This is a genomic window from Pseudarthrobacter sp. PS3-L1 (assembly GCF_030063285.1).
In the GTDB taxonomy this organism is placed as follows: domain Bacteria; phylum Actinomycetota; class Actinomycetes; order Actinomycetales; family Micrococcaceae; genus Arthrobacter.
This window is the reverse complement of record NZ_JASISU010000003.1, coordinates 217,508-236,208: the sequence shown is the minus strand read 5'-3', so window position 1 is coordinate 236,208 and position 18,701 is coordinate 217,508. Positions and strand designations below refer to the sequence as shown.

Below are 18,701 nucleotides of genomic sequence, written 5' to 3'. Positions count from 1 at the left end.
GTGCGTACTCTCCCGTGGGAAGTATCTTCCCGGATGAGCTGTTTGCATGAAGGACAGCATCACTTCTCTGGAAGGAAAACCAATGAGCATCGTCATCACCGGAGCAACCGGTCAGCTGGGACAGCACGTGATTGCTGAACTTTTGGACCGAGGCGTCGCTGCAGGCCAAATTGTCGCCCTAGGACGTTCAGCGGAGAAGCTCGCCACCCTGGCCGAACGTGGTGTCGAGGTCAGGGCCATGGATTACGACGACGCCGCAACAGTTGCTGCGGCGCTCAAGGGCGCCAGCAAAGTGCTGTTGATCTCCAGTAGCGAGGTAGGCAAGCGACTGGCTCAACACCGGGCGGTCATTGATGCGGCCAAGGCCGAAGGGGTGGAGCTGTTCGCCTACACAAGCATCGCGAACGCTGGAACCACGGCCATGACGCTTGCTGCAGAGCACCAGGCCACCGAGGGGTTGATTGAGAACTCCGGCCTCCCCGCCGTCATCCTGCGCAACGGCTGGTACCTGGAGAACTACACCGAGCAGCTCGCTGGCACCCTGGCCCAGGGCGCCATGGCTGGAAGCGCCGGCGAAGGCAAAGTCAGCGCTGCCACACGTGCTGATTTCGCAACGGCTGCAGCAGCTGTCCTAGTTGCTGACAACCAGGCCGGGGCCGTGTATGAGCTTGGCGGAGATACTGCTTTCTCGATGGCAGAACTTGCTGCCACAATCAGTGACGTATCTGGCACCACCGTTGCCTACAACGATCTTCCCGCTGCAGACTTCAGCAGCCTCCTTAAGGGCGCCGGAGTTCCGGAAGCTTTCGCTGACATCCTTGCGGACTCTGATCGTGGAATCGCCCGCGGTGACCTCTTCGTGGACGGTACCCAACTCTCCGATCTCATAGGCCGGCCCACCACCACAATGGCCGACGCAGTCCGTGCGGCGCACGCGGCACTCTAGCCATACGGGGCAGCGAGGCGCCGTTTTCGGAGGGAGCGGTGTCTCGCTTTTCCAGCCCCGCGGGAAAATGTGTGGCGCATCTGGAATCCCAGACTATGCCGTGGTTCGATGATGGCATGACTCCGGTGAACCCCATCCCTGAAGCGCCTGCCGCGCCGAAACTGGCTTCGAAGGTTCCTGCGGCCGAGAATACCCTCCGGATACTCAAGCTGTTGGCGTCAAGGCGTGGGCCGATGGCAGCGTCCAGCATCGCAACGTCGCTGGGCCTGCCCCGCTCCAGCGTCTATCACCTCCTGGGCGTCATGGAAGCCAGCGGATTTGTCCTGCATCTGCACGAGGAGCAGCGATACGGACTGGGTATCAGTGCCTTTGAGCTTAGTTCGGCATATTCACGCCAGGAGCCGCTGTCCCGGTTGGGGCGTCCACTGCTTGCTTCCCTGGTAGATGCGGTCGGTGAGAGCGCCCACCTGGCTGTTCTGCATGGCCGCGACGTGCTTTATATCGTGGAGGACCGGGCCAAAAATCGCCCGTCACTGGTGACCGACGTCGGCGTCCGCCTTCCCAGCCACCTCACGGCGAGTGGCAGGGCCATCTTGGCATCCCTCCCGAAGTCACAGGCACGTGCGCTGTATCCCAACGCGGAAGCGTTCACTGCCCGCCATTATGTGGAGGGCGCCATCATGAAGTATTCGGCGTTGTCTTCGCACCTTGACCAGGTCCGACAGCGCGGGTACGCAACCGAGCACGGTGAGGTGACCCCGGGGTTTGGCTCCATTGCTGCGGCTGTGACGGATCATTCGGGCTGGCCCACGGCTGCCGTGGCCGTAACCTTCCTGGAGGAAAAGGTGCCAGTGGAGCAGTGGCCCGTGCTTGCGGCCAGGGTTCAGAAGGCCGCCGATGAGCTCTCCTCCCGCTTGTATGGAAGGCCTGCCAGTACACTCACCCACTAGTGCCCCGGCCGGGAGTCTGGGATTACGGACAGTTCCACCCCGTGTGACCTACAGGTCCTGAGCATCAGCGGCTTTAGTGGAGGAAGGAGATTTCCACACCCTTCCACACCCAAAGGAGCCACCATGGCACCCGCCGATTTCACCACCGGTGCCCGCCCGGTCAAAGCAGCCCGGGGCACCACACTGAGCGCAAAATCCTGGCAGACAGAGGCTCCCCTGCGGATGCTGATGAACAACCTGGATCCAGAGGTGGCCGAGCGCCCCGATGACCTGGTGGTCTACGGTGGCACGGGACGGGCTGTTCGAAGCTGGGCCGCCTTCGATGCAATTACGGAGATCCTGAAAACGCTCGAATCCGATGAGACGCTGCTGGTCCAGTCCGGTAAGCCGGTGGGTGTGTTCAGGACCAATGAATGGGCTCCCCGGGTACTCCTGGCCAACTCGAACCTGGTGGGGGACTGGGCCACGTGGCCGGAATTCCGCCGTCTCGAGGCTGAGGGCCTGCTGATGTATGGGCAGATGACGGCTGGCTCGTGGATCTATATAGGTACGCAGGGAATCCTGCAGGGTACTTTTGAGACCTTTGCCGCGATTGCCCGCAAACTGACCGGGACCGAGGACGGCACACTGGCTGGCACCTTGACCCTGACTGGCGGATGCGGCGGAATGGGTGGCGCCCAGCCGCTGGCCGTCACCCTCAATAACGGGGCTTGCCTGATTGTCGACGTCGACGAATCCCGGCTTCGCCGCCGGGTGGGCAAACGGTACCTCGATGAGGTGGAAACGGATCTGGACACTGCGCTGGCGAAGGCTCAGAAAGCCAAGGACGAGGGCCGCGGATGGTCGGTAGGGTATGTGGGAAATGCGGCAGAAGTTTTTCCGGAGATTCTGCGGCGCCACAGGGCAGGTGAAGTCACAGTCGATATCGTCACCGACCAGACCTCAGCGCATGATCCACTGAGCTACCTCCCCGAAGGCATCACTGTCGAGGAATGGCCACGCGAAGCTGCGGCTGATCCTGTGGGATTCACCAAAAAGGCGCAGGCATCCATGGCCCGCCACGTCCAGGCCATGGTCGAATTCCAGGATGCCGGGGCGGAAGTCTTTGACTATGGCAATTCCATCCGAGATGAGGCCCGGCAGGGCGGATACCCTCACGCGTTCAGGTTCCCTGGTTTTGTTCCCGCCTACATCCGGCCAATGTTCTGCGAGGGAATGGGTCCTTTCCGATGGGTCGCGCTGTCCGGCGATCCGGAAGATATTGCTGTTACAGATCGGGCAATCAAGGACCTATTTCCGGAGAACAGGCATCTGCATCGTTGGCTGGATGCCGCAGCGGACAGGGTCGAGTTCGAGGGGCTTCCGGCCAGGATCTGCTGGCTCGGCTACGGCGATCGCGCCAAGGCAGGCCTGCTGTTCAATCAGCTGGTCCGCGACGGGAAGGTGAAAGCTCCTATCGTCATCGGCCGCGACCACCTGGACTCCGGCTCCGTGGCGTCCCCCTACCGTGAGACAGAGTCCATGGCTGACGGCTCCGACGCCATTGCTGACTGGCCTATTCTCAATGCGCTGCTCAACACGGCCTCCGGTGCCACCTGGGTATCGCTCCATCACGGCGGTGGCGTGGGGATCGGCAGGTCCATCCATGCTGGCCAGGTATCCGTGGCTGATGGCACTGACCTTGCGGCCCAGAAGCTCGAACGCCTTTTGACCAATGACCCTGGAATGGGAGTCATTCGCCATGCTGACGCTGGCTATGACAGGGCCCTTGAGGTCGCCGCCGAACGTGGCGTCCTCATCCCCATGCCCACCGCCACCGCCGCCCCGGAAAGTAACCAATCATGACGCTTATTCCCACGCACGCCCAGGACTCCACCGCCAGCACGTCGGGCAGAGCCCCCACTGTCATCCTCGGTTCAGCAGGCGTCACGCCAGAAGATACGCTCGCCGTCGCCCGCCACGGCGCCACCGTGAGAATCAGCGAGGAGGCGCTGGACGGCGTCGCCCGTGTCCGCGAACACATCGACACCCTGGCGGCCAGCGAGGTTCCCGCCTACGGAATTTCCACAGGGTTCGGTGCTTTGGCCAACCGCCACATACCTGCTGAACTGCGCACGCAACTGCAGAAATCGCTGATCCGGAGCCACGCCGCCGGCATGGGGCCCGCAGTGGAGCGCGAGGTGGTGCGAGCCCTGATGTTCCTGCGTGCCAAGACACTTGCTTCGGGCCGGACTGGGGTTCGGCCAGTGGTGCTGGAGACCATGGTGGCTGTGCTCAACGCAGGAATCACACCGGTGGTGCGCGAATTTGGGTCTCTGGGCTGCTCCGGTGACCTCGCACCACTCTCGCACTGCGCCCTTGTTCTGATGGGGGAGGGCGAAGCGGAAGGACCCGACGGTGAGCTCTGCGGCGGTCGCGGCCAGCGATCCGTGACCGAACTGCTGTCAGATCACGGGATTGTGCCGGTGACGCTCGCCGAAAAAGAGGGCCTGGCCCTGGTGAACGGCACCGAGGGGATGCTCGGCATGCTGCTCATGGCCATCGCCGACCTCCGGAAACTACTGACGACGGCGGACGTCACCGCCGCGCTCAGCGTTGAGGCGCTGCTGGGCACCGATCAGGTGTTCGTGCCGGAGTTGCACGCCGCACTGAGGCCACATCCAGGGCAGGCGGCCGCCGCAGACAACATGCTGCGGGTGCTCGCCAATTCAGCAATCGTTGCCTCACATCGGGTCAATGACACCAAAGTCCAGGACGCCTATTCGCTGCGTTGCGCACCGCAGGTCGCTGGCGCGGCCAGGGACACGGTGGACCACGCAGCCATGGTTGCTTCCCGCGAGCTTGCTGCTGCAATCGACAACCCGGTTGTCCTGCCCGATGGGCGCGTCCTGTCCAACGGCAACTTCCATGGAGCACCCGTGGCCTATGTCCTCGACTTTTTGGCCATTGTTGTCGTAGATGTGAGCTCCATCGCCGAGCGGCGCACAGACCGGATGCTGGACCCAGCGCGGTCCCACGGCTTGCCAGCGTTCCTGGCGTCCGATCCTGGCGTTGATTCTGGACTGATGATTGCCCAGTACACACAGGCCGGTCTGGTCTCGGACAACAAGCGCCTCGCAGTGCCGGCATCCGTCGATTCGATTCCTAGCTCGGCCATGCAGGAGGACCACGTCTCCATGGGCTGGCATGCTGCCAGGAAACTGCGGAAGGGAGTCGAGAACCTGCGCAGGGTTCTTGCCATCGAGCTGGTTACCGCTGCGCGGGCCATCGATATCCGCTGCCAGCTTTCGGACGGCACGCTGACTCCTGGGCCAGCTGGTGCCGCTGCGATACGTGCCCTTCGCGAATCCGTGGAAGGTCCGGGAGCAGACCGATTCCTTTCACCAGAGCTGGAAATGGCAGACCAGATGGTCAGATCTGGTGAGGTCCTCGACGCCGTCGAACTGGCTGTCGGAAAACTCGCGTGACCGACGAAGAATCTTCGGTGCTGGGGAGCGGCGGGCAGGCTGGAAAAATTTAGCGCGTCCTGCCCGGACTCCCGGTGTGTTCTGTAGTACAAAGAAGATCGCAGCAGGGATCCCATCAATGATGCTGGGATCTTTCGAACCTTTACAAAGGGGTATTTGTTCACATGAAAGCACGCGGGACATTGTTGTCCAGGCGCGGTTCCACATCTGCAGCTGACGCTGACTGGACGGTGTTACGTCCAGGTGACCAGGTGGAAATCGCCAAGCACGCACAGACTGTCGCTACGGGTGAGGTTGAGGAAGTCTCGCAGAGCGGCAATGTTATCTGGCTTGTTGCTGACGGCCAGACCGACAATCCGCACTTCACAAAATCAGACGGCATCGTCATCAGGAAGATCCCCTAGGGAACCTGGTGGACCCAAGTAGCCAGCCCCTTGTATCTGTGACTCAGGCGGCGATGTCTTCCTGGACCTGGCCAAAGGGAACGCTGGAGTCCACGGCGACTGTGTAATGTCCGGGGCTGGTGCGCGTCACCAAAATGCCACTGCCCGCCTCGCGGGCCGGGACCATGAGGTCTGAAACGGCCTGGTCCAGTCCATCGTGGATCTTGCTCGCTGCATCAAAGACTAGGTGAAGTGCGGAGCCCGCTGAGACGGACTGGGTGGATGCCAGGGGGCTATCCAGAATTGCAGTGGTCATTGGATTCTTTCTTTTGAGCGGCCTAAGAGCCTGAACAAGTGTAATTGCCGGTCGGAACCGTTCTAAAAATGACCGGCCCCTTGGCTGTCCCCCCTGACGCCGGAAGAGGCCGCGGTCCAAACGTCAGCACTGGTGGGACGTCTGGACAACGCATTCCGAGACAATGGTCTCATCAGTGAGCCCAATCACACAATACCTACCAGTTGTGATCAGAAAACGAACAAGTCAGCGCAGCAGGGTCGCAATCAGTCGTGCTGCTACCCTTGCCGTCCTGGAATCCGCATCCAGCGTCGGGTTCAGCTCTGCCACGTCGGCGTGAAACAGCTTGCCACTTGCCGCGACCTGACGGCAAAGTGCGCTGATGATCGCCAGTGGAACGCCGAATGCGGCGGGCGCGCTGACGCCTGGCGCCACAGCCGATGGCAGGACATCCAGGTCAATGGTCAGGTAGAGAACGTCGATACGGGACAGGAAATCCGCCACAAATGAGTGTGCGGCCTCTGCCGTGCAGTCCTCGTCCAGGAGGAATGCGACGCCAAGTTCCTGCGCAGTTTGGAACAGCGCACGGGTATTGCTTGGTTCTGAAATCCCCAGGACGGCGTACTCAAGGGTTCGTCCCACTGCCGCCTCGGACTTTGCCATCTGCAAAAATGGTGTTCCGCTGGTAGGGCGGACGTCCTGACGGAGGTCAAAATGGGCGTCGAGGTTGAGTACCCCGAGCCGTTGACCGTCTCGCACGGCCGCTGTACCGGCCAGGCCCAGGTAGCTGGCGTAAGCCGTTTCATGGCCGCCGCCCAAGACTACGCACAGATGACCTGAATCCACGAAGTGACTGATGGCGGTCCCGGCGCGGGACTGGCCAGCTTCAAGGTCACCATCCCCTTCCACCACAATGTCGCCAGCGTCCTTGACTTCCCGGTTCAGGTGGAATGCCAGGGGTGCGAGCGCTGAGCGGATGGCCTGGGGCCCTGACGCCGCGCCTGGGCGGCCCTGGTTCCGGAGGACCCCGGCATCACTGGCAAAGCCGAGAAAAACCACCGGACGCACGCTGGAAGGAAGGAGTTCGAACGGGGGTGAATCATCCCTGGACGGTTGGTGCGAGGGTGCTTCGGCCAGGAGGTGGACGCCCTGCCACCAGCGCGTGTGTGACGGGTCATCGCCGTCGTGCCAGCCTGTCCACGGGGCAGGTTGTCGGTCAACGGGTCCTGGGGGCGCGGCGTCAGAAGACATGGTCCAAGCTCACCAGATCATGGCCTCCGCTGTCAGGGAGTTCCGGGCGGGGCTGTCTGTCATGCCAGACCAGGGCGGTGGTCCGTTTTCTCCTGCGTGCTGGAATGCATCGCAGGAATAGTGAGGGTCTGGCCCACGTTGAGCCAGTCGAACCACCCGGACTCGAGCGAGCTCGCTGGGCCGGGGCTTTTGGACGTGAAAGGAATGGACCATGGATCTTGCAAACCGTCGAGGAATCATTACCGGGGCAGGCCAGGGAATCGGCCAGGCGCTGGCACTCGAATTTGCCGCCCAGGGGGCTCACCTGTTGCTCGTGGGCCGAACGGCGGCAACGCTGGAGCGCACGGCAGCACTGGTGCAGAGAGCCGGTGGAACTGCCGAGATATTGGTCCAGGATCTGAGTGCTAAGGACGCCGTGGACGAGGTCGTTGCGGCGATCGGATCGTGGGATGCAGTGGACTTGCTGGTGAACAACGCCGGAAACGTCCGGGCCGGGCGCCTTGAACTCTCCAGCGAGGAAGAGATCCGATCAATGATCGACCTGAATCTCACCGCCCCGCTGCTTCTCACTCGTGCCCTGCTTCCAAAGCTCCGCGAAAGCGCTGGGGCAAGGGGAAGTATTGTGCTGAACATTTCCAGCGGGATTGCCCTCGTGGGCATGCCGTTCTACGCCGTATACGCCGCAACGAAAGCAGGCCTGGCCCGTTTTGGTGAATCGCTGCGGCGGGAACTGCACGGTACGGGCGTCCATGTTGCAACCGTCTACCCAGGAGCTACCGACACGGCCATGATGTCTACGCAGAATGCCGGTGCGGATCAGGGCTGGGAGCGCCGCACTTTGGACGGCGTGATCACTGACCTGATGGCCGGGCTTGCTGCTGGCAAACACGAAATCAATACCGCGCCAGAAAGCCGTCGGGAAATGCAGCGTCTCAACGTTGAGGACCCAATGGCTGTAGATGCGTCAATGGTTCCGGGGCTTGAGAAGCTGGAAGCGTCCGTCAGGGACCATCGCAGCATGTAGCGAGAAAACCCCCGGTCGCTACGACCGGGGGTTTTCACGTTGGTAGTCCTCTACATGCCCAGTGCAGCCTCGATGGGCCCGACAGCGAAGAACAGCAGGAAGGCTCCGGCAACTGTCCACATCAGGGGATGGATTTCCTTGGCACGGCCCTGCACGGTGCGGATGATGACAAAGCTGATGAACCCAGCGCCGAGGCCGTTGGCGATCGAGTAGGTGAACGGCATGAGCGTGAACGTCAGGAACGCCGGAATAGCCACGCCCCAGTCCTGCCAGTCGATCTTTCCTACCTGGGCGACCATCATGAAGCCCACCACCACAAGTGCAGGGGCAACTGCCTCGAAGGGTACAAGGTTAATCAGGGGAGTGAAGAACATGGCCACAAGGAACAGCAGGCCCGTGACAATTGATGCCAGGCCCGTCCGGGCGCCTTCACCAATACCAGCGCCGGCTTCGACGTAGATCTGGTTTGAGGATACTGACGCGCCGCCGCCAATAATGGCTCCAAGTGCGTCAACCTGAAGTACCCGGTCCACGTTGGGAATATTGCCATCCTTGTCGATGCTTCCCGCCTCGGTAGCCAGGCCGACCATGGTGCCCATGGCGTCAAAGAAGATGCTGAGCAGGATCACGAATGCCAGCAGGGTGGCCCCGATAAAGCCGAGATGGCCAAAAGCGCCGAAGATGTTGGCCTTACCGATCAGGGAGAGGTCAGGGGCCGCCCAGCCGCTGAAAGCCGGAGCAACAAGTGACCAGCCCTGCGGATTGAAAGTATCTCCGGAAACACTGGGCCCAATCTTGAGTGTCATTTCAAGGATGACGGAAATGATGGTCGATGTGACAATCCCGATCAGGATTGCGCCCTTGACCTTGCGGATCACCAGGGAGATGGTGAGGATCAGGCCAAAAATGAATACCGCGGTGGGCCAACCCAGGAGTTTGCCGTCGAAGCCCAGCCCCACGGGCACGGTGGTTCCGGCCACGTCAGGTACGCGGCGCACAAACCCGGCGTTTACCAGGCCAATCAACGCGATGAAGAGGCCAATGCCCACAACAATCGCCGTTTTGAGTCCTTCCGGAACAGCCTTGAATACGGCCGTCCGAAAGCCGGTGAGGACCAGGACCAGCATGGTCACGCCGGACAGTACCACCAGGCCCATCACATCCGGCCAGGTCAAGCCCGGGTTGGTTGCAACAGTGACAGCCACAAAAGCGTTGACGCCAAGGCCTGTGGCCAGCGCGAAGGGATGCTTGGCCCAGGCGCCCATAAGAATTGTCAGGATGCCGGCTACAAATGCCGTCACGGCTGCTACAGCAGTGAAACCAAGGGTGTCGCCGTTCGAATCCGCACCCGAAAGGATGAGCGGGTTCAGAACCACTATGTAGCTCATGGCGAAGAAGGTGGCGAACCCACCGCGAACCTCGCGGGAGACGTTTGATCCCCGCTCGGAAATCATGAAATACCTGTCAAGTACAGAGCCCTGCTTGAGCATTGGTCCTCCGGGTGGGGTTGTGGGATCAGATTGAATCATAGAAGGCCCGCGGGCAGGCCCCACGCGCTTTCGCCTAGTCTGTAAGGAAGCCAACACAAGGAAGCAATCCCATGCGTGCACTTCGTCCACTGCTGAGCATCATCCTCGGCGCCCTCTTTTTCGCTGCCGGCCTGGCCGTTGCAGCACCTGCCTCCGCCCATGACGCGGCGGTGTCCACGTCTCCAGAGACCAACAAGGTCCTGGATGCTGTGCCAGCAGAAGTATCAGTGACGTTTAACAATAATCCACTGGGCCTGAACCCGGTTTTTTCGGTTGAGGATTCGACGGGCCAGAACTGGGCAGATGGCGATGTCCAGATTGTCGACAACGTGGCGACTCAGAAACTTAAGGACGACGCTCCGGCTGAGCGGTACACAGTCACCTGGGGTGTGGCCAGTTCCGACGGGCACCGGATCCAGGGAACATTCAACTTCTCCGTAACCGGTCCTGCGGAGGACCCGACGCCGGGAGCTACCTCAAGTGCCAACGCAACTCCTGGCGCCGGCACGGTTCCCACGTCGGCTTCTCCTGGGATTGCGTCCGCTCCGGCTTCCGCTGCGACTGTCCCCACCGCTGGTACCCAGGAGCCTGGTACTCCAACAGCAGCTGAACCGGCCGCAGATGCTTCGGAACCTTTTCCATGGAGCATTGTGATTTTTGCCGTCGTGGCACTGGCGTTGCTGATTGGGCTGGGCGTTACTGCACGGCGTCGGCTCCGGGTGTCCAACGATGACCCGGCTGATGTGGACGACTGAGGCCACACACGCAGGCAGAGCCTAGTGTTGGTAGAGCCGACACGTCCGGGAATACGCGGTTTCCGGCGGGTGGGAGGTTACGCGCGTAGTTCCGCCGATCCGGAAAATCCTGCATTGACCTGCAGCGGTGCTGCGCTGTTCGAAATTGCCTGGCACACCGTTTTTGCCTGACGGAGGACGTCCTTGGGGCTCGGGGTCACCAGGTCTCCAACGCCAACGAGGTAGATTCCTATGGCGCGCATGGCAGCCACAAGGTTCTGTCCTACAGTTACGCCAAAATCACTGAGCATTCGACGGAGCTGGCTTTGGGCACACCGCGTCAGGACTATGGTGTGGGCCAGCAGGACCCCCGTGGGTGTATGGACCTCCCAGAGGGGAGCAGGGGAGTCCTCTGAACGCATGGTGAGTTGGAATGCACGTGTTGTTGGCCGGATGTCCAGCTGGTGGCTGGCTGCGTAGTTGCGCAGGTGCCGAAGGATCTCTCCGCGTTCTTCATGCGAGGCCGACGCGGCAGCGTCGCAGCGCTGCAGGGGGGCAGTGACCGGAGACGTGGTGGCTCCTCCGCCGAGTCCGTCGACAACGATCGCGTCCACTCCGCGTTGTCGCAGCTCCGTGGCCACGGCGAGGCCGGAAAGCCCAGCCCCGATGATCACGGTGGTGGTCTGTTCGGTGGCGCCTGTGGCAGACACGAGTGACACGTAGCGTTCCTCCCTATGCGGCTCAGTTGTATCGGCAGCTGGGCCGATACGCGTCCTGTAAACCCCAACGTATGGGCGCGGTTGCCGTGGCCGGGCGCTTCTGGGATTGAAACGTTACCGACCCGCAATGTTCCGAACACTATCGAACATTTACCGGAAGGGATAGCCCTTTCGGAGAGTCCGGAAGAGCGCGTGGCATTCTCTTGCACCTTCGTCTCGACGAGTGCGGACCTTCCTGGACCGGGCGAATACTAGTTCTCCAGCGGAAAGTGTTTTGGCTGGTGGACGCGTGGTGCTGCTCCTTCTGGCAGAATGGCCACAAACATCAGGCATCGCAAGGAGGCGGCTCCCATGGGCGCACAGGAACATCAGCCAGATCCAGCAGGCAGTACAGGGCCAAACCCCTCCGGTCAGCAGGGAATCGTGGTGGGAGTGGATGGTTCGGAGCACGGTCAATGCGCCCTCGTGTGGGCTGCGCGTGAAGCACAGCGACGCGAGCGGCCCCTGCACATCGTCACTGCCTACTCAGTCCCGATTTTTGCAGCCTCGGGACTGGATGGCGGTTACGCCACAGTTGACGATTCAGTCATTCGAGACGGCGCCGAAGAGATCCTCCGGCAGGCCATGGAGAAAGTGTCGAGTTACGAGATTGACGTTGAGGCGTCCGTTGAGAACGGGGACGCATCTGGAGTTCTCCTTGAGATGTCATCCTCCGCAGAGCTGTTGGTCTTCGGCACCCGGGGCCGGGGTGGATTCGTTGGGAGGCTTCTGGGTTCCGTCAGCAGCGCGCTGCCCGCACATTCAAAATGCCCCACAGTGACAGTTCCCCTGATCTGTGCAGACCGCCTCGGGGAGATCACCGAGGACCGCAAGATCAATGCTGAGCGGGCCAAAGAAGGTCCCCAGACGGTCGAAAATGTTGTAGTGGTGGGCGTGGATGGTTCCGAACAGGCCAGGGTTGCTGTTCTCGATGCTGCTGAACAGGCGGAGCGCTTGGGCGCTTCCCTGCGGGTTATCTGTGCTGTCCCGCAGTACACCGGGTCAATGGCCTGGGTACCCGCACCGATGGACCGAACTGCCCTCTTTGCCGATATCAAGATTCAGCTCCAGGCCGGCGCGGACTGGCTCAAGAGCCACTTTCCGTCGTTGCCCGTGGAATATGTCCTTGCAGACGGGTCACCGGTGGAAGTTTTGGTAGCAGCCTCCAAAAATGTGGAGCTTGTCGTTGTGGGCACGCGCGGTCGCGGTGGATTTGCCGGGATGCTGCTGGGATCAACCTCCGATGGGCTGCTGCATCACGCAAAATGCCCCATCATGGTGGTCCCGGACCGCCACGATCCCAGGATGGACGACAGAAGTTCGTTTGGTCCCCTGCTGGGGATGGCCTGAGTGATTCAGTAGCGGGCCGCGACGGGGTGCAGGCCCATGGCTGACATGGCGCTGAGCTGGTTGACCAGGATTCCCTGGCTGGGGTTCAGGGCGTGCACCACCTGACCGTTGCCAATGTAGATTGCCACGTGGCTGAAGTTGGGGCTTCCTCCCCAGAACACCAAGTCGCCCGGCTGGACCTGTGAAATCGGCACATGGGTGGGGGCTGCAGCATACTGCTGTCCGGCGGTGCGGGGTAGTGCCTTACCGGCCGCCGAAAAGGCAGTCTGGACCAGGCCGGAGCAGTCGAAGCCGTACGGCCCGGTACCTCCCCATTCGTAGGAGAACGGCGCGCCAGTTTTGCTGATTGCCACGTTGATGGCTGTCATGTTGGATCCGCTCGGTGCAGGTGCAGGTGCAGGTGCAGGTGCAGGTGCAGGTGCAGGTGCAGGTGCGGGTGCGGGTGCGGGTGCGGGTGCAGGTGCGGGAGCCGGAGCAGGTGCTGGTGCCTGGGGCCGAGCCGGGACTGCTGCCTGTGGCCGAGCCGGGACTGCTGCCTGTGGCCGCACGGGAGCCGGAGCAGGTGCTGGTGCCTGGGGACGTACCGGGGTGGGAGTACTTGTTGCTGGGCGGCCTGGAGCGGGCTGGTTCTGAACTGGTGCGTTCTGAACTGGCGCGTTCTGAACCGAGGTATTCTCTGCGGGCCTGTTCTGCCCGGGTGCGTTGCCGCCTGATCCCCCCCGAGCATCTTGAGCGCTTGCCTGCGCGGTGGCCTCGGCAGCTGCCGCTTCCGCAGCGCTGGCTTGGACCTCTGCAAGGCGGGCCTCCTCGCGCTTCTTTTCCAGTCCGTCGATGCGAGCGGATTCAAGTTGCGTCGTCGTGTTCCTCAGGGAGGCAAGCTGGCCGACCAGGATCGACCGTTGCGAGAGTGCCTCCGATACTGCCTTTTCCTGCGCAGCATTGGCTTCTTCAGCTTGTCCTCGCCGGACCTCTGCTGTCTTTGCTGCTTCATCCGCGGCTTTCCGCGACTCTTCTGCCGCAGCTGTGAGCGACTCTGACGAAGCCGCAGCAGTCTCGGCTGACGCAAAAGCCCGGGACCGGCTGGTAGAAATCGCTTCGAGGGTTGCGGCGCGTTCCAGGATCTCGCCATTTCCAGCCACGAATGTTCCCAGTGCAGGGTTCACGCCGCCGTTGCGGTAGAGGTCCCCGGCAAGCTGGCCAACCTGTTTGCGCGTTTTCTGGTGCTGTTCCTCCGCCGCGGCGGCCTTTACAGCTGCGGTCTCCGCTGCCGACTGCCTGCTCTGCAGCTCCACCAGGGCGTCGCTGTAGGTGTTGTTGGCACCCATGGCTGTTGTCAGGCTCGCCCGCTGCGTGTCGGTCGCAGACTCGAGGAGTTGCTCGATTGCGGTTACCTGCGCCGCCGTTGCGGATTCGCTCGACTTGGCAGCTGAGATGTCGTCGGCTGACGGAACGGTGGGAGCGGCGGGGAGCTGGATTCCTGGCTTGAGCGCTTCAGGGGTCGCATGCGCCGGGAGCGCAAGTCCGCCAACAACAATCAGTGCAGAGCAGATGGCCGTGGCTGTTCGGCCAGATCCGGTCAGGGACATTCAGGAACCTCGCTGTGATTGTCGTCATGGAGCGAGGAAGCCTTGGCAGCCCTCGGCCGCGCAGGCTGAGCTATCCCGGCACAAGTGAGGTTACGGGTCCCGTGTCACTTTGGCAACACTGGTCACACGAACAACATCGGTGTAATTTCCTTGTGTTCGCGCACGTCAGCTCGGTGGAACGGTGCCGCCTGCCTGGCCGGGCGCGGACGTTCGCTCACGCGTGCTGGTGGGTTTCGTGGTCCGAGTGGCTGGCCGGCTCTAACTGGAATGTGCAGTGCTCGGTATCGAAGTGAGAGCCCAAGCAGGTTCCAAGTTTGTCCAGAACCTCATCTGCGCCGTGGGCATTGAGCACTGCGTCGTTGACAACAATATGGGCGGAGAAGACGGGCACTCCAGAGGTAATGGTCCAGATGTGTATGTCGTGGACGTCTACCACTCCATCAACAGAGAGAATGTGTTCCCGAATCATCTGCACGTCCACTCCCTTGGGTGTTGCCTCCAGCAGGACATCCACCACATCGCGCAACAGGCTCCACGCCCGCGGCAGAATCATCAGGGCGATCAGGACTGACGCAATAGTGTCTGCCGCCTGGAAGCCGGTGACCATGATGATGATGGCGGCGACAATGACAGCGAATGACCCGAGCAGGTCGCCCAACACTTCCAGGTAGGCACCGCGAACGTTGAGGCTTTCTTTCTGCGCCCCCTGCAGGATCAGCAGGGAGACAAGGTTGGCTGCGGCGCCCAGGATGGCTGCCCACAGCATGATGTCAGTCTGTACTTCCGGCGTGGAACCAATTCGCCGGATCGCCTCAATAAAGATCACGACGGCGATTACGATCAGGATCAGGGCGTTGGCCAAGGCCGCGAGCACTTCTGCCCGTTGGTAGCCGTAGGTGCGTGCATCATTGGCGGGGCGGGTGGCAATCCACGCGGCAAGGAGTGCGATCGAAACCCCTGCGGCGTCGGAAAGCATGTGCCCGGCGTCGGCCAGGAGTGCCAGTGACCCCGAAAGGAGCGCGCCCACCACCTGGATACCTACAACAGCCAGGGTGATGGCGAGCACGGCGATGAGGCGCTTACGGTGTTTTCCGGTGGCCGTCAGGCCGTGTGAATGGTCGTGGTCATGTCCCATGGGCCAAGGTTATCGTTCACCTGCGTCATTTCGGCACTGAGGTGACGGACGGTACAGCTCTCCGTTTCAGCCCCAACCAAGATCGTGGAGGCGTTGATCATCGATTCCAAAGTGGTGCGCAACCTCGTGGATGACGGTGACCTTCACTTCATGGACCACCTCGGCGCGGGATCCGCAGAGCTCAAGAATCGGTTCGCGGAAGATGGTGATTCGGTCTGGGAGGGATCCTGCATCCCACCACGAGTCACGTTCCGTCAAAGGCACACCCTCGTAGAGGCCCAGCAGGACTGTCTCCGGGTCTTCGTGCGGATCTGGAATGTAGGTGTCTTCAATGAAAACCGCCACGTTGTCCATGGCTTTGGCCAGATTGGCAGGGATGCCTGCAAGTGCGGCATTAACTGCATCCTCGAAATCGTCGGCCGTCATGGTGAAAGCCGCCGCTCCTGTTCCGGCTCCAGGAACTATCGGTAGGCCTGGCGGCAGGTACTCATGCATGCTTTGAAGCTTACCGGGATGGTGCGGTGGAAATCGGTGACCTGGTGGCGTTCTGTGTGGTCCGCTTTGTGGACCTTGCTCCACAGGAGGCTGGGATGTGGACCACGATTTGGGATATTTCCACGGTAGGCCCTATAGTTTTAGAGTCCAGTTCGGAACGGACAGCAAATAACTGTGGGGCTTTGGCGTCACAGATTTTCTTATGTTCCGTACAGGGTTCTGGCCCCCATCGTCTAGCGGCCTAGGACACCGCCCTTTCACGGCGGCGGCACGGGTTCGAATCCCGTTGGGGGTACGCAAGGAAATGGTTCGCCAGGCTGAAATTGTCTGGTAAGCTCGAAGCCTTGAAAAAAAGCAATGGCAACATTGCTGGAGCAGTAAAATCAAGGCCCTGTAGCGCAGTTGGTTAGCGCGCCGCCCTGTCACGGCGGAGGTCGCGGGTTCAAGTCCCGTCAGGGTCGCTTTGACTTCTGGAAGAAATTCCCGTGGTCATGGTGACATGTCACCTAGGCTCTGTAGCTCAGTTGGTAGAGCGTTCGACTGAAAATCGAAAGGTCACCGGATCGACGCCGGTCGGAGCCACCAGCTAAAACCCCGCTGTTTCCTGCAATCATGCAGAATACAGCGGGGTTTTTTCGTTATGGCTGAACTGTGGGGTCCGCAGCCTTTGCGGAACCTCTTGAGTATGAATGACCTCGGTGGGAAATTGGTGAGAGGGGAGTACTCGCGACCCGACCACCAAATGCCGATGTCGTGTCCAAAGAAAAATTCGACTGTGCGCTTTGCGGCGCAGAAGGAGTAATGGGGAATGGCAGCCATATCTGGCCCAGGCACCACAGAGCAACCTTCAGTAAACGCAGCAACTGAATCCTCAACGGGTTCCGGATCCACTGGGTCCGTAAAAGTGGATCGGGAGCCGCCCGCGGCGGCCACCCGCACTGACAAGAAAATCGCACCCTGGGTCTTCTGGCCCGCTGCAGTAATCATTGTCGTCTTCGCAGGCTTCGCAACCCTGTTTCCTGACGCGGCGAACGACATGTTCACCTCCGTGCAGGGCAACGTCATCAAGTGGTTTGGCTGGTACTACGTTGCAGCCATCGCTATTTTTGTTTCTTTCGCGCTCTGGATTGGCCTGAGCCGCTACGGTGACATAAAGCTCGGCAAAGACGAGGACGAACCGGAATTCTCGGTCATGTCCTGGTTTGCCCTCCTGTTCGCTGCCGGGATGGGCATTGGCCTGGTGTTCTTTGGTGTTGCTGAACCACTGAACCACTTCGCTGCTCCGCGCCCCGGTGTCGAGGGAACGCCTATCCAGCTGGCGCAGCAGGCAATGACCCAGACCTTCCTTCACTGGGGTTTGCATGCCTGGGCCATCTACGTGGTGGTAGGGGTCTCGATCGCCTATGCAGTGCACCGCAAGGGCCGCCCCATCTCCATTCGCTGGACCCTGGAACCGCTGTTGGGTACCCGCCGAGTAGCAGGTGGCTGGGGCAACCTGATTGATGTTGTAGCACTGGTCGGCACCCTGTTCGGTGTGGCCACGTCGCTGGGACTCGGTGTCCTGCAGATTTCTGCAGGCCTGGATCAGGCCAATATTCTCCAGGCAACGCAGATGACGCAGATCGGCCTTATCCTCTGCATCATCACCCTCACCATCGTTTCGGTAGTTTCCGGCGTCGGAAAGGGAATGAAATGGCTCTCCAATACCAACCTCGTTCTTGCCGGTCTGCTGATGCTGTTTGTTCTTTTTACCGGTCCCACGCTGTTCCTGCTCCGTGAATTTGTGCAGTCAATCGGCAACTACCTGCAGAACGTCGTTGGCCTGACCTTTAATACCCTTGCGTTTTCCGGTGCCGAGGGTGAGGCCTGGCAGGCTGCCTGGACCACCTTCTACTGGGGCTGGTGGATCTCATGGGCCCCCTTTGTTGGCATCTTCATTGCCCGGATCTCCAAGGGCCGCACAGTTCGTCAGTTTGTTGCCGGCGTTCTCCTGGTACCCACAACCGTGGGCTTCCTCTGGTTCTCCATCTTGGGCGGGACGGCCATCTACCGCGAGATCTTCGGCGGTGGCGGCCTCGTTGGCGAGGATGGAACGGTGGATACGGAGGGTGCGCTCTTTGGAATGCTTGGCGGTTTGCCCGGTGGCACGCTGCTGACCATCGGTGCCATCATCCTGATCGCCATCTTCTTCATCACCTCTGCAGACTCCGGTGCGCTTGTCATGGGGATGCTCTCCACTGGCGGTGACGCAGATCCGAAGAACTGGATCCGGATCTTCTGGGCTCTCGCTTCCGCGGCTGTTGCTATTGCACTGCTGTTGGCCAACGGGTTGGGCGCAATCCAGACGGCGGCCATCCTGACTGCCGTGCCTTTCAGCGTGGTGATTCTGCTGATGTGTGTTGCCACGGCAAAGGCGTTCCACAAAGAACACGCCACCCTCATGCGGGCGCAGCGCAAGCTTGCCCGTGAGGAGCTCACAGCTCACGTAACCGAGCATGTGCAGGACTCCATCCAGGATTCTGTCCAGGACTCAATGCAGGAGCACTATGAGGAGCACGTTGCTGATCACGTGGCAGAAGCTGTCGAAGCGCAGATCAGTGAACGCTGGACCAACGGTGACGCTCCAGACGCCGCGCCTGACTCTGAGCCTCAGCACGGTGATGAATCGGCCCAACGCCGTCACTGACGGCAGTAAACGCTGACCCGGTCAGGAACCGGCCGGATGCTGGCTGATGGGGCTGGTACCCGTCCCAGGCAGGGCAGCAAAGGGAAGCATCCGTTCTTCAGAACGGATGCTT

General features: G+C 61.1%; 16 protein-coding genes and 3 tRNA genes. 12 read left to right on the top strand and 7 right to left on the bottom strand.

The genetic code is table 11. The annotated features are described in order from the left end of the window. Nucleotides 1-82 precede the first annotated feature (82 nt). From QMG79_RS08950 to QMG79_RS08930, 5 genes are all read left to right on the top strand, one after another. The gene (locus tag QMG79_RS08950) at nucleotides 83-946 is read left to right on the top strand and encodes an SDR family oxidoreductase (protein ID WP_283538242.1); all 864 of its coding nucleotides are present in this window, start codon (nucleotides 83-85) and stop codon (nucleotides 944-946) included. A 116-nt stretch (nucleotides 947-1,062) separates the two neighbouring features. Next, on the top strand, nucleotides 1,063-1,896 hold the full coding sequence (locus tag QMG79_RS08945; protein WP_283538241.1) for an IclR family transcriptional regulator: 834 nt from the start codon (nucleotides 1,063-1,065) through the stop codon (nucleotides 1,894-1,896). Between the two features lie 123 nt (nucleotides 1,897-2,019). After that, nucleotides 2,020-3,741 carry a urocanate hydratase gene (gene hutU / locus QMG79_RS08940; protein WP_283538240.1) on the top strand — a complete coding sequence of 574 codons (1,722 nt, stop codon included), beginning with the start codon at nucleotides 2,020-2,022 and terminating at the stop codon, nucleotides 3,739-3,741. Beyond that, nucleotides 3,738-5,363, top strand: coding sequence for a histidine ammonia-lyase (hutH, locus tag QMG79_RS08935; protein ID WP_283538239.1), 1,626 nt, complete (start codon nucleotides 3,738-3,740; stop codon nucleotides 5,361-5,363). The genes hutU and hutH overlap by 4 nt, the downstream gene beginning before the upstream one ends. 164 nt (nucleotides 5,364-5,527) lie before the next feature. Further along, entirely contained in the window at nucleotides 5,528-5,767 is a 240-nt protein-coding gene (locus tag QMG79_RS08930) for a hypothetical protein (RefSeq protein WP_283538238.1), read from the top strand. A gap of 43 nt (nucleotides 5,768-5,810) precedes the next feature. Here the strand turns inward: QMG79_RS08930 and QMG79_RS08925 are convergent, their stop codons facing one another. Together QMG79_RS08925 and hutG are read right to left on the bottom strand one after the other, a co-directional pair. Then, nucleotides 5,811-6,062, bottom strand: a complete 252-nt coding sequence (locus tag QMG79_RS08925) for a hypothetical protein (RefSeq protein ID WP_283538237.1) — start codon at nucleotides 6,060-6,062, stop codon at nucleotides 5,811-5,813. Between the two features lie 225 nt (nucleotides 6,063-6,287). Beyond that, nucleotides 6,288-7,292 carry a formimidoylglutamase gene (gene hutG / locus QMG79_RS08920; protein WP_283538236.1) on the bottom strand — a complete coding sequence of 335 codons (1,005 nt, stop codon included), beginning with the start codon at nucleotides 7,290-7,292 and terminating at the stop codon, nucleotides 6,288-6,290. A 211-nt stretch (nucleotides 7,293-7,503) separates the two neighbouring features. On the opposite strand from hutG, the gene QMG79_RS08915 reads away from it, so the two are divergent. Beyond that, nucleotides 7,504-8,316 carry an SDR family NAD(P)-dependent oxidoreductase gene (locus tag QMG79_RS08915; protein WP_283538235.1) on the top strand — a complete coding sequence of 271 codons (813 nt, stop codon included), beginning with the start codon at nucleotides 7,504-7,506 and terminating at the stop codon, nucleotides 8,314-8,316. Nucleotides 8,317-8,366: 50 nt separating this feature from the next. Here the strand turns inward: QMG79_RS08915 and QMG79_RS08910 are convergent, their stop codons facing one another. Further along, nucleotides 8,367-9,806 (bottom strand): NCS2 family permease, encoded by a 1,440-nt coding sequence (locus tag QMG79_RS08910; RefSeq protein ID WP_283538234.1) that lies wholly within the window; start codon nucleotides 9,804-9,806, stop codon nucleotides 8,367-8,369. A 110-nt stretch (nucleotides 9,807-9,916) separates the two neighbouring features. Between QMG79_RS08910 and QMG79_RS08905 the strand changes: the two genes are divergently transcribed. Beyond that, entirely contained in the window at nucleotides 9,917-10,600 is a 684-nt protein-coding gene (locus QMG79_RS08905) for a copper resistance CopC family protein (protein WP_283538233.1), read from the top strand. A gap of 77 nt (nucleotides 10,601-10,677) precedes the next feature. Here QMG79_RS08905 and QMG79_RS08900 read toward each other — a convergent pair whose 3' ends face one another. Next, the gene (locus QMG79_RS08900) at nucleotides 10,678-11,289 is read right to left on the bottom strand and encodes an NAD(P)-binding protein (RefSeq protein WP_283538697.1); all 612 of its coding nucleotides are present in this window, start codon (nucleotides 11,287-11,289) and stop codon (nucleotides 10,678-10,680) included. A 360-nt stretch (nucleotides 11,290-11,649) separates the two neighbouring features. On the opposite strand from QMG79_RS08900, the gene QMG79_RS08895 reads away from it, so the two are divergent. Continuing rightward, complete coding sequence (locus tag QMG79_RS08895; RefSeq protein ID WP_283538232.1) at nucleotides 11,650-12,687, top strand: universal stress protein; 1,038 nt, start codon at nucleotides 11,650-11,652, stop codon at nucleotides 12,685-12,687. Nucleotides 12,688-12,692: 5 nt separating this feature from the next. On the opposite strand, the gene QMG79_RS08890 is transcribed toward QMG79_RS08895, so the two are convergent. The 3 genes from QMG79_RS08890 to QMG79_RS08880 form a co-directional block, all read right to left on the bottom strand. Beyond that, nucleotides 12,693-14,273 (bottom strand): C40 family peptidase, encoded by a 1,581-nt coding sequence (locus QMG79_RS08890; protein WP_283538231.1) that lies wholly within the window; start codon nucleotides 14,271-14,273, stop codon nucleotides 12,693-12,695. Between the two features lie 214 nt (nucleotides 14,274-14,487). Next, a complete protein-coding gene (locus tag QMG79_RS08885; protein WP_283538230.1) occupies nucleotides 14,488-15,408 on the bottom strand; it encodes a cation diffusion facilitator family transporter in 921 nt (306 codons plus the stop codon). A gap of 66 nt (nucleotides 15,409-15,474) precedes the next feature. Further along, nucleotides 15,475-15,903, bottom strand: coding sequence for a metallopeptidase family protein (locus QMG79_RS08880; RefSeq protein ID WP_283538229.1), 429 nt, complete (start codon nucleotides 15,901-15,903; stop codon nucleotides 15,475-15,477). A gap of 222 nt (nucleotides 15,904-16,125) precedes the next feature. Here QMG79_RS08880 and QMG79_RS08875 point away from each other — a divergent pair. From QMG79_RS08875 to QMG79_RS08860, 4 genes are all read left to right on the top strand, one after another. After that, a tRNA-Glu gene (locus tag QMG79_RS08875) sits at nucleotides 16,126-16,198 on the top strand. Between the two features lie 92 nt (nucleotides 16,199-16,290). After that, nucleotides 16,291-16,364: transfer RNA gene (locus tag QMG79_RS08870), tRNA-Asp, on the top strand. A 48-nt stretch (nucleotides 16,365-16,412) separates the two neighbouring features. After that, nucleotides 16,413-16,488, top strand: a tRNA-Phe gene (locus QMG79_RS08865). A gap of 223 nt (nucleotides 16,489-16,711) precedes the next feature. Then, nucleotides 16,712-18,589, top strand: coding sequence for a BCCT family transporter (locus QMG79_RS08860; RefSeq protein WP_283538228.1), 1,878 nt, complete (start codon nucleotides 16,712-16,714; stop codon nucleotides 18,587-18,589). Nucleotides 18,590-18,701 lie beyond the last annotated feature (112 nt).

Bases quoted from the DNA above. Each gene is read 5' to 3' on its own strand.
- QMG79_RS08910 (WP_283538234.1), bottom strand. From the start codon at position 9,806: ATGCTCAAGCAGGGCTCTGTACTTGACAGGTATTTCATGATTTCCGAG.
- QMG79_RS08895 (WP_283538232.1), top strand. From the start codon at position 11,650: ATGGGCGCACAGGAACATCAGCCAGATCCAGCAGGCAGTACAGGGCCA.
- QMG79_RS08880 (WP_283538229.1), bottom strand. From the start codon at position 15,903: ATGCATGAGTACCTGCCGCCAGGCCTACCGATAGTTCCTGGAGCCGGA.
- hutU (WP_283538240.1), top strand. From the start codon at position 2,020: ATGGCACCCGCCGATTTCACCACCGGTGCCCGCCCGGTCAAAGCAGCC.
- QMG79_RS08915 (WP_283538235.1), top strand. From the start codon at position 7,504: ATGGATCTTGCAAACCGTCGAGGAATCATTACCGGGGCAGGCCAGGGA.
- QMG79_RS08860 (WP_283538228.1), top strand. From the start codon at position 16,712: ATGGCAGCCATATCTGGCCCAGGCACCACAGAGCAACCTTCAGTAAAC.
- QMG79_RS08885 (WP_283538230.1), bottom strand. From the start codon at position 15,408: ATGGGACATGACCACGACCATTCACACGGCCTGACGGCCACCGGAAAA.
- QMG79_RS08950 (WP_283538242.1), top strand. From the start codon at position 83: ATGAGCATCGTCATCACCGGAGCAACCGGTCAGCTGGGACAGCACGTG.
- hutH (WP_283538239.1), top strand. From the start codon at position 3,738: ATGACGCTTATTCCCACGCACGCCCAGGACTCCACCGCCAGCACGTCG.
- QMG79_RS08945 (WP_283538241.1), top strand. From the start codon at position 1,063: ATGACTCCGGTGAACCCCATCCCTGAAGCGCCTGCCGCGCCGAAACTG.
- QMG79_RS08905 (WP_283538233.1), top strand. From the start codon at position 9,917: ATGCGTGCACTTCGTCCACTGCTGAGCATCATCCTCGGCGCCCTCTTT.
- QMG79_RS08890 (WP_283538231.1), bottom strand. From the start codon at position 14,273: ATGTCCCTGACCGGATCTGGCCGAACAGCCACGGCCATCTGCTCTGCA.
- QMG79_RS08925 (WP_283538237.1), bottom strand. From the start codon at position 6,062: ATGACCACTGCAATTCTGGATAGCCCCCTGGCATCCACCCAGTCCGTC.
- hutG (WP_283538236.1), bottom strand. From the start codon at position 7,292: ATGTCTTCTGACGCCGCGCCCCCAGGACCCGTTGACCGACAACCTGCC.
- QMG79_RS08930 (WP_283538238.1), top strand. From the start codon at position 5,528: ATGAAAGCACGCGGGACATTGTTGTCCAGGCGCGGTTCCACATCTGCA.